Below are 8,994 nucleotides of genomic sequence, written 5' to 3' on the forward strand. Positions count from 1 at the left end.
GGGCAATCGATGACACGCTTGCCTTTTCAATACTGCAGGAGCATATCGGGGACTTCTCGGTTTTCCGGCAGGAGATTGAGCGCTTCCTGCAATCTACAGAGGAAAATAAAATTTTCTGATTGGGGGGCTGCCTATCCTCTCCCGGCCACCGCATCTGCTGCGGCATCACGGAAGGCACGCGAGACATTGCCGGGCCCGAGTTTGATGCCGCCGAAGATGCGTGAGACAACGATGAGATGCGACGCGAGTTCTTCCCGCTGCAGCAGGTGGAGGAGGACATGCCCCGGCCGTCCCACCTCACCGTCGCTCCCGAACCGCTCCAGACAAACCTGCGGCTGGTTCAGCCGGACGGCATAACAGTGATGGGCGGCCTTGCGGTAGTTCTTCCGGTGCATCACCCGTATCTCCTGCACATCCTCAACAGATGATACCTCATAGAGGTGGGCATAAAACCGGGACTTTTTTACCACCAGAAGGGAGGCGCCCTGCTCCTCCCACATGCTACCGGACCTGCAGGGTGCGCATGCGGTTGATGGCCATCAGCAGTTCAAGAGAGCGGAACGCCGCATAATCCCCACGCTTCCGGGTGGAAAGGATATCAAGCCCCTCTGTTTCGATATCCTTCGTCACACGTGCCGCCACCTCTGCTGCGGTGGCAGACCCGTCCATATACCGGACCGCATACCATATGGCATCACCGATGGCACGGGTCTGGCTCTCTGAAACAATCTGTTCGACCGCGGAGCAGTCGATATCGGCTGTCCCGAAGACAATCGTCCCTTTGCCGCGGGCCTGAATCCGCACTGCCCGCCTGCCTTTGGCAGGTGAGAAGGAACGGGCGTCAAAGATCCGCTCATGAAAGCAGGGAAACGGCTGATCTGTCTCAGAGATCCGGCCGGTCGGATATGCTGCTGCAATTTCACGGGCCGCTTCGGTGACCAGGTACGTCCGGTAGGCATCCATGCAGATGATCGTATCCGCCACATCGAGATAGTCACCCGACCCGCCGATGACGATCACCGAGGAGACACTGTATTCTGTATAAAGCTCACGCACCCGGTCGATATAGGGGGTGATCGGTTCATGCTCCTTTGCGACAAGGGCCTGCATCCTCCGGTCGCGGATCATGAAGTTCGTGGCACTGGTATCCTCATCGATACAGAAGAGGCGGGCACCGGCTTCGAGCGCCTCCATAATATTGGCCGCCTGCGACGTGCTGCCGCTCGCGTCCTCTGAGGAGAAGGAACGGGTATCTTTTCCGCCGGGAATGCCGGTGATAAATGGCGAGATATCCACCGCCTCCACCCGCCGGCCGTCTTCGGCACGAATCTTCACCGCCGCAGGGTCACTCACCACGTACTCACGCCCGTCGCCGGGGATATGGGTATACACCCCGGCCGTGATGGCGGCAAGCAGTGTGGACTTGCCGTGGTAGCCGCCACCCACAATCAGGGTCACGCCTGCGGGAATGCCCATCCCCGTCAGGCTACCCGCATTCGGGACCACAACCTCCACCCGCAGGGCGGGCGGCGTGGCAAACGGCACCACATCGGCACGCTTCATCGGCCGGTCGCTCGCACCGCTCTCCCGCGGCAGTACGGCGCCGTCTGCCACAAATGCGACGAGGTGCTGCTCCCTCAGTGCACCACGGAGTATATCAGCATCCTCTGAAACCCCGATATGATGGTACAGACGATCTGAATCATGAGCCCGCAGAAGAAGAGACGCTTCGACCAAGGCAGGCAGACGCTCAAAGAATATCTGTTCCGCCTCCCGCCCGGCAATCCTGCGCCCGCAGGCCGGCAGACCCACGACACAGCGTCCCTCAACACCGGAGTCACTGACAGAGACAGACGTCCGTTCCAAAATCTCCTGCCCCGGCTCATCCATTGCGATAAGGCCACTCTTCCCGCTGCCGGACCGTGCACTGCCCCTGCCAGCCGCCTGACAGAAGGCACGGGTGAGATAATCACAGAGCCCCCGGCGACGCGGTGCCGTGTCCCACATATCGCGGGCAAACCCGGCCGCCGCAGAACCAACCAGCACCCGCACCCGGGACGGCGAGGCAAACGGGTCCTTCTGCACATGGTCAATGCAGAGCACAAAAGAATCAAACTGATACTGACCCCTGATGTCACCATAATACCCGTAGCTTTTCCCGTCAATGCGGCGAAGAATTCCCCGAAGGCTCTCTGCAGGCTGAATCACTGTCATATATACAAAAAAGAGTCGGCAGGAGGGACAATAAGCGCTCCCGTCATCGTCCTCACCGGGGCATCAAGGCTGTCAACTACCCCGGCCTAAAGACCGGGGCTTGGGCCTCTATCCGTAGATAGTTCCCGTATGGGTGGTTGAACTGCACCCCTGCACTTCCAGGTTATACCTGACAGTGCGTGCTCGGGACTCAATGTTCCGGGCACCAATAAGATCGGCGTGAAGAGCAAAACCGCAACATTCACAAACAAATGATTTCCTGTGTCTGTTGTTCTTGCTAATATGTTTACATCTGGGGCATGTTTGTGACGTATAAGCCGGGTCGATGTAGACTGTCGTTATGCCCTTCTCTTTTGCTTTATACTCGATAAAGATCTGAAGTTCATAGAATGCCCAGGAGTGGTGAGTATATCTCCGTTTTTTGTGGGTTTTTGTAGTATCTCGAATTCCCGTGAGGTCCTCCAATCCGATTACATCGACATCATTCTGAACAGCAAACTCAACAATCTCCTTTGATACACGATGATTCATGTCTGTCATAAGCCGTCTTTCCCGACCGGAGAGATGTTTCAACATCCTCGCTGCTGATCGGGTGCCCTTTGACTGTAATCGTTTTCGCATATTAGAATAGATGTTTCGGAGATTCTTGGCTTCACCGCCACAGAAAAACTTACATTTCTTATCGGTTGTCGATGCAACGGCAAGGAAATTCTGACCGACATCGACACCCATAAAGGTTGATGACTCTGTAATCTCTTTGGTGTCTGCCTCTTTTTCACAACATAGGTGGAAGTAATACGTTCCATCCCGGTGTTTCACCAGTTTGGATGCGCCGAATTTCCAGGAATTGTCGAGATATTTTTCCATGTAGGGATACCGGAAGTATCTGAATATCTTCCGGCCTTCAAGAGTGGTTAAGCCGATCTGATCTCCATTTATCGTAAAATCCCGTTTAAATGAGCATGTCATGGTAGTGGGCGCAAATTCGATTTCCTGCCACTCAGATTTCTTAATTTTTATCTGTTGCTGAAGTGTACGATATGTCCCCGTGACTTGTCGAACTACGTTGCAAGCCATCTGTGACTTTAGACCGTATGCCTCCCTAAGAGTGGGATATACTCCCTTCTGAAGGGCGACAGATCCTTTCGGTTTCCCAAGATTATACACGACCGCAGAAACATAATTCATCCCATTAGTATATGTCTGAACCGTCTGGTCGAGAATACCAGTATCGGGACAGTCCAGTTTGAGGGTGATCGTCTTTACGGTGAGCACATATTATAGGCACACCCAATAGCATATATTACTTATCGCGTGAACACAATTCATCCCCGGCCTGAAGGCCAGGGACTCCTTGTGGGGAGAGTTGAAGGCAAGATCCACGCGCATCTGACAGTTCTGGAGGACTTGAGAATAGACTTGTTTCAACTCAGGCTTCTCTCTCCTTCCACTGTGTCAGGATCTTGTTCGTCTCATACAGGGAGACATAATGTTGTTCCTGTTCCCAGGCATCCTTCTGAATAGAACATATGAGTACTAAAGATTCTTCAGTGCCACAATATCTGTCACACCTGTGAGTTTCCATATATTTGAGCGCTCCTCTTCGAGAATTGACTCAGCCGGTTCTGAGGGGTCATGTCCAAACGCCGCAAGGATATTATGTGAGAGAGCATGATCATCAATCAGGTTTAAGAACATCTTCCGCACTTTCTTCTTGGTGATGGCATCCTCTTCCTGCACCAGACGCCCCTGCATGGTGACAAAGGTATAACAGGACATATCCACAGAGTAGCGTTCCACCTCAACCGAAACATACGGGCTCTTTTTGAAGAGATCGTTTTTTCTGCCGTACTTCGTTGACAGGAAATAGAGAAATCTTCCGTCAAACACGTACATAAACGGTGCAATATAGGGATACTTCTCTCCCTGAAAGGCAATTCTCGAAACACATCCTTCACGGATGAGTTCGTCATATTCCTCTTTTTTCATGTGCGGAATTTTGATAATCTCCATCTCACACCTCACGACTTATACACCGGATTTATGTATTCATAGTAATAAAATGATTTGATTTAAACCATAAGAAGCAGGAGACACGGTTCTCTCCTGCCCACATAATACATATCTGTCTACCGGTCAAATTACATGCAATCAACCTCATCAGGGAGACGGGCATGAATCAGGTTTACATCATCGGGCACAAAAAACCAGACACAGACAGTATCTGCAGCGTTCTTGCGTATGCAGCATACCTGAACAGAAAAGAACCCGGAAGATACATTGCGGCACGCTGCGGGCCGGTCAATCCGGAGACTGCCTTTGCACTGAAGACATTCGGCTGCAAAGCCCCCGAGTACATCGAGAGTCTCGTCCCGAGTGTTTCGGATATGCCGTTCACCTATACCATGAGCGCTCCGGCCGACCTGCCGACAATCGACATCGCAGATCTGATGACCGCCCATGATGTGCGTAATTATCCGCTCACCGATGAAAAGGGCCGGTTTCTGGGAATTCTCAGTGAGTATGGCCTGGCACGCACCTATGTCACCCGCCAGAAGATTGAACAGCTCTCGTTTGCCTCGATCACACTTGAAAATCTCACCCGGATATTAAACGGCACCATCGTCGTCCCCTCTGACGACCTCATCGAGGGCAAGGTCTACACTGCAATTGATGCCCTGCACGTCACCCTCTCACGGCTCACGAAGAATGACATTGCCATTGTGGGTGACAATGAACCCGTACAGCTTGCCCTGATTGGAGCAGGCATTGCCGCCCTCATCGTTGCCGATAACGCACCGGTGGGGGAACGGGCCATCCGGGACGCCAGAGAACGGGGCGTTGCCGTCCTCTCAACGAGCCTTGATGCCTTCGGTGTCGGAAAGATGATCAACCTCTCCCTGCCCGCACGCAATGTGATGGCAACCGACTGCCCGGTGATCACAAGAGACACCACCATTGACTACGCCAAACACCTGGTCTCGGAATCACGCTATCGTACTGCCTGTATCGTGGGTGAAGACAACCAGTATCTCGGCATGCTCTCGCGAAACACCTTCCTGCAGGATGTGGCAAAACAGGTGATCCTCCTTGACCATAATGAATATGCCCAGGCAGTCGACGGTATTGAGACGGCAGAAATTCTTGAAATAATCGACCACCACCGGATCGGCGCCATCACCACCCTCAGACCAATACGGTTCTTCAACGACCCGGTCGGCTCAACCTGCACCATCATTGCCGGGAAATACATGGAGTCAGGCACTGACCCTGACTTCCAGACCGCAGGCATTCTTCTCTCAGGCATCCTCTCTGACACCCTTGTCCTGCGCCTCTCCACAACAACCGATCAGGACCTGGCGGCAGTCAGATACCTCGCAGATTTAACCTCCACCGACCCGGAGGACTACGGCACTGAACTGATGCGCAAAGGCATGGACTTTGGCGACGCCCCTGTGCGTGACCTGTTGACAGCCGACATGAAGGCATATGAACTATTCGGCAAATCCATCGCCATATCACAGGTGATGGTGCCCACCTATGAATTCGCTGAAACGCACACAGAAGAGATCACGAGAGAGGCAGATTCCATCCGTTCAGCGCAGAACCTTGACATATTCCTGGCGCTCTTTACCAGTGTCTTTGAAGACGGAAGCATGGTCTTTGCATCGGCACCTGCTGCACTTCTTGAAAGTCTGGAGCTGGCAGACACCCCTGTCACGATGAAAGGAGTGATGTCACGCAAGAATGATTTCATTCCTTATCTCGGAACACTGCTGAAAAATATATGATTATTGGCTCTTCGCTGAATTGTGTGGGTATACAAAATCATTTTTTTAATTACAGGATAATATGTCAGATCCATACAATACATATCCAAAAGGACCGGATCCCGGTTATAATGGGGCAGTTTTTCTGGGATGGCTAAAAAAGAGAGGCGCAATGAGAAAAGCAAAAGATTGTGAACGAAAGTGCCAGGAAAATGGATTTACTGCAAAAGAATTCATAAAACGGGTGGGTGAAGAGAATGTTCGCATTGCACAGACAGGCAATGGAAATAAGGTAATACAACTTGTGGATAAGGTCTGGGCCGACCAGTGGATGACATATTATGATCTTGAAGTACCTCACCACAGGCATTGGATCTCCTTGTAAAAAATTACATGATACAAGTAATTATTTATTGCTGGTGCGCTCTAACTAATCAATACCGGAGAGAGAGAGAGAGAGAAGATGACAAAAAAAGAGTTGCCGGTATTATCTTTAGAAGAAGAGACGTACCTGAACGAGCCGTATGGAGGTTTATTTGGCGACACCGTACTTGCATCCGTTGTTGAAGAACTGGTTGCAGACCCCACCATGGATTATCGTCCAAAATATCTCGTAGATATAACGGGAAAATCTGAAAAATCCATCTATGATGCTCTTAAAAAATTATCCATCCTTGGCCTTATAGAGAAGAAAGACGATGAAAAGCACCCGGCATACAGAGTCAGAGTCGAATCTAAAAAATTTGCAGCCCTTTCATTTCTGGCATATGCAATGCTTGATGATCGTAACAGAACAGACTGCATGAACATGGCAGTCGGTGATTATTACAATTCAGTGCTCAGGGAAAAATATGAACCAAAAGCAATCGCAAATGCTGACAACTGGAAAACCAGTCCCGAAATAATGAGCACAGATAATAATGAATACAAAGTAATTTCAGTGAGTGCATAGATATGACCGAGAATACCCAGACAGCAAATACCGAATCAATGACAATCGACATCAGTGAGATGTATGCATATAAAAAGGAAGATCTGATGACGGACATCTCTTCCAGTGCGTATTCCAATCTCGCATATGTGCAGGTAACCCACCGTGATCTGTACATTGATTTTCTGGAGATGCCGGGAATTAAAAAAGATGACGGTAAGATGCACATAAAAGGGACCAGAATATATATGTCCCACTCGGCGGCCCAAAAGCTTTCCAAAGCCCTCTCCGGGATTTTAAAGACAGTCCATTCCGATGGTGGAATGGAATGTTATAATCCTGAGGATGAGCAGGAAACAACACTTTCAACAAAGGCTGAGCAGATATCTGCCAGAAATCAAATATAATATTTCAGGATTCTGTTCCTTTTTTCGGCTCTGTTGTAAGGTTATGGAAGATCAGTCTGATTTTGATCTCCCTGACCGGACGCCGATATTTTCGTGCCTTCAGCACCTCTCCAAATCTTCTTTTGAGGACTGAAAATGCCATTTCGATTTTATTTCTTTCACGACAACACTCATCATCGAAGTCAGAATACATATCCTGCCTGTATTTTCCGGAATGGATATTTCCCTTTGGAAATGAACGTTCAGCAACAGGGTTTCAACAGAGCCAAAAAATGATTATTCATCCTGCCGCCGCAGGAGAAGAACAGCAGCGAGGATTAACCCGGCCAGCACCGGCAGGAACCCCGCAGGTATTGGTGTGGATACAGGCGTTGTGGCCGTCATCTGTGCGACCACATTCACCGTGTCTCCCGGAAGCAGGTTAATGGTCGTTGTCCAGTCATTATAGCCGTCAAGACGTATCAGCACCTGATACTGCCCCGCCTGCATGGGCAGGTTCACCGGCGTAATGCCTTTTGCCGCATTATCGATATAGACGTCTGCACCCGATGGTGCCGACGAGAATGATAAAATACCCTCTGCACAGGGGTCGATTACCCGGGTCGGGCAGGGGGTGGCGGTCTCCACCGGAGTCACCGGCACTGCCGGCGCCGGGAGGGAGTAGAGATACAGTTTGCCGTCAGATGAGGCGACCGCAAGGGCGCCGCCCAGTGGTGAGAGAGAGACGCTGTTTACCGACGCAGACGCAGACACCTGGGTGACCAGCTGTCCGTCTGTGCCATAGATGGTCGTGATACCGTCCCCGCGTCCCAGTGCAAAGTATGCCCCCTGCAGTGCGGCAGATACATCATTGACCGTGGATACCGGCCGCATCTGTGTCACGATTTTTCCGGTATTATCAAAGACATAGACATAGGCATCATTACCTCCTGCGATCAGGTATGTCCCGTCCGGGGAGAGGTCAAGGCCAAACACCTGCCCGTTTATCCGGTAGCTCCAGACCTTCTGCCCCTCACTGTCCAGAACCGTTATCAGAAATTCCTTTGTCCCGGCCCCGATGAGGCTGCCGTCCTCTGTAACAGATACCGAGAGAACAGCCGAGTTCATATTGTAGGCCCAGACCTCTGATCCCAGATTTGTGTAGCGGTAGACCTTTGCATCGGCACAGGCCACTGCAATAACAGACCCGTCTGCAGATATATCCACATCGTTTACTTTGCCCCTGAAGCGTTTGGACCAGAGCAACGTCCCTTCATGATCGTAGACCAGAAGATCCCCGATATCGGTGCCTGCCACAACACACGCACCGCCACGGGAGACGGCCACACCCCAGACCGGAGAGCCTGTCTCAGCCGTCCAGAGATGTTCTCCTTCAATCGTGAGCAGGAACACTTTGTTGTTGTATGTCCCGCCCGCCACATACTGTGCATCAGGGGAGATGTCACAGTCATACATGTTCGTCGGCTGGGAATAGGTCCACATCTCTGTTGCAGTAGGCGATGCCGCCGCTGCACTCCCGGCCATTGCCACGCATCCAGCGATGGCAATGAGCAGGATCATATATACCGGCGCATGCCTGAAGGCAGGCATACACGCATCAAACAGTTTCATATCATTCACCACCCGATACTTCAGCGTATCATATGCCTGAGGCTTTGTGATACGACTATTT

General features: G+C 51.3%; 9 protein-coding genes and 1 pseudogene. 4 read left to right on the forward strand and 6 right to left on the reverse strand.

Features of this window, described 5'->3' with window-relative positions; all coding sequences use genetic code 11:
• Positions 1-131: 131 nt before the first annotated feature.
• From MKMG_RS09375 to MKMG_RS09390, 4 genes are all read right to left on the reverse strand, one after another.
• Complete coding sequence (locus tag MKMG_RS09375; protein WP_165077529.1) at positions 132-500, reverse strand: YigZ family protein; 369 nt, start codon at positions 498-500, stop codon at positions 132-134.
• Between the two features lies 1 nt (position 501).
• Positions 502-2,214, reverse strand: coding sequence for an ABC-ATPase domain-containing protein (locus MKMG_RS09380; protein WP_174235651.1), 1,713 nt, complete (start codon positions 2,212-2,214; stop codon positions 502-504).
• A gap of 108 nt (positions 2,215-2,322) precedes the next feature.
• A complete protein-coding gene (locus MKMG_RS09385) occupies positions 2,323-3,489 on the reverse strand; it encodes an RNA-guided endonuclease TnpB family protein (protein ID WP_165077530.1) in 1,167 nt (388 codons plus the stop codon).
• A gap of 261 nt (positions 3,490-3,750) precedes the next feature.
• Complete coding sequence (locus tag MKMG_RS09390) at positions 3,751-4,227, reverse strand: pyridoxamine 5'-phosphate oxidase family protein (RefSeq protein ID WP_165077532.1); 477 nt, start codon at positions 4,225-4,227, stop codon at positions 3,751-3,753.
• Between the two features lie 161 nt (positions 4,228-4,388).
• Between MKMG_RS09390 and MKMG_RS09395 the strand changes: the two genes are divergently transcribed.
• The 4 genes from MKMG_RS09395 to MKMG_RS09410 all read left to right on the forward strand — a co-directional run bounded on the left by MKMG_RS09395 (position 4,389) and on the right by MKMG_RS09410 (position 7,322).
• The gene (locus MKMG_RS09395; RefSeq protein ID WP_165077533.1) at positions 4,389-6,005 is read left to right on the forward strand and encodes a putative manganese-dependent inorganic diphosphatase; all 1,617 of its coding nucleotides are present in this window, start codon (positions 4,389-4,391) and stop codon (positions 6,003-6,005) included.
• A 61-nt stretch (positions 6,006-6,066) separates the two neighbouring features.
• Complete coding sequence (locus tag MKMG_RS09400) at positions 6,067-6,369, forward strand: hypothetical protein (protein WP_165077534.1); 303 nt, start codon at positions 6,067-6,069, stop codon at positions 6,367-6,369.
• Between the two features lie 78 nt (positions 6,370-6,447).
• A complete protein-coding gene (locus tag MKMG_RS09405; protein ID WP_165077535.1) occupies positions 6,448-6,936 on the forward strand; it encodes a hypothetical protein in 489 nt (162 codons plus the stop codon).
• 2 nt (positions 6,937-6,938) lie between these two features.
• The gene (locus MKMG_RS09410) at positions 6,939-7,322 is read left to right on the forward strand and encodes a DUF3467 domain-containing protein (protein WP_165077536.1); all 384 of its coding nucleotides are present in this window, start codon (positions 6,939-6,941) and stop codon (positions 7,320-7,322) included.
• Positions 7,323-7,326: 4 nt separating this feature from the next.
• On the opposite strand, the pseudogene MKMG_RS09415 reads toward MKMG_RS09410, so the two are convergent.
• Together MKMG_RS09415 and MKMG_RS09420 are read right to left on the reverse strand one after the other, a co-directional pair.
• Positions 7,327-7,551 (reverse strand): annotated as a pseudogene (locus MKMG_RS09415) (hypothetical protein); the annotation flags it as partial.
• Positions 7,552-7,598: 47 nt separating this feature from the next.
• The coding region (locus MKMG_RS09420; protein ID WP_216842899.1) for a WD40 repeat domain-containing protein at positions 7,599-8,994 on the reverse strand (1,396 nt) is incomplete at its 5' end.

Origin of the sequence: Methanogenium sp. MK-MG (genome assembly GCF_009914725.1) — an archaeon.
Lineage (GTDB): Archaea > Halobacteriota > Methanomicrobia > Methanomicrobiales > Methanomicrobiaceae > Methanogenium.

Bases quoted from the DNA above. Each gene is read 5' to 3' on its own strand.
- MKMG_RS09375 (WP_165077529.1), bottom strand. From the start codon at position 500: ATGTGGGAGGAGCAGGGCGCCTCCCTTCTGGTGGTAAAAAAGTCCCGG.
- MKMG_RS09380 (WP_174235651.1), bottom strand. From the start codon at position 2,214: ATGACAGTGATTCAGCCTGCAGAGAGCCTTCGGGGAATTCTTCGCCGC.
- MKMG_RS09390 (WP_165077532.1), bottom strand. From the start codon at position 4,227: ATGGAGATTATCAAAATTCCGCACATGAAAAAAGAGGAATATGACGAA.
- MKMG_RS09395 (WP_165077533.1), top strand. From the start codon at position 4,389: ATGAATCAGGTTTACATCATCGGGCACAAAAAACCAGACACAGACAGT.
- MKMG_RS09400 (WP_165077534.1), top strand. From the start codon at position 6,067: ATGTCAGATCCATACAATACATATCCAAAAGGACCGGATCCCGGTTAT.
- MKMG_RS09405 (WP_165077535.1), top strand. From the start codon at position 6,448: ATGACAAAAAAAGAGTTGCCGGTATTATCTTTAGAAGAAGAGACGTAC.
- MKMG_RS09410 (WP_165077536.1), top strand. From the start codon at position 6,939: ATGACCGAGAATACCCAGACAGCAAATACCGAATCAATGACAATCGAC.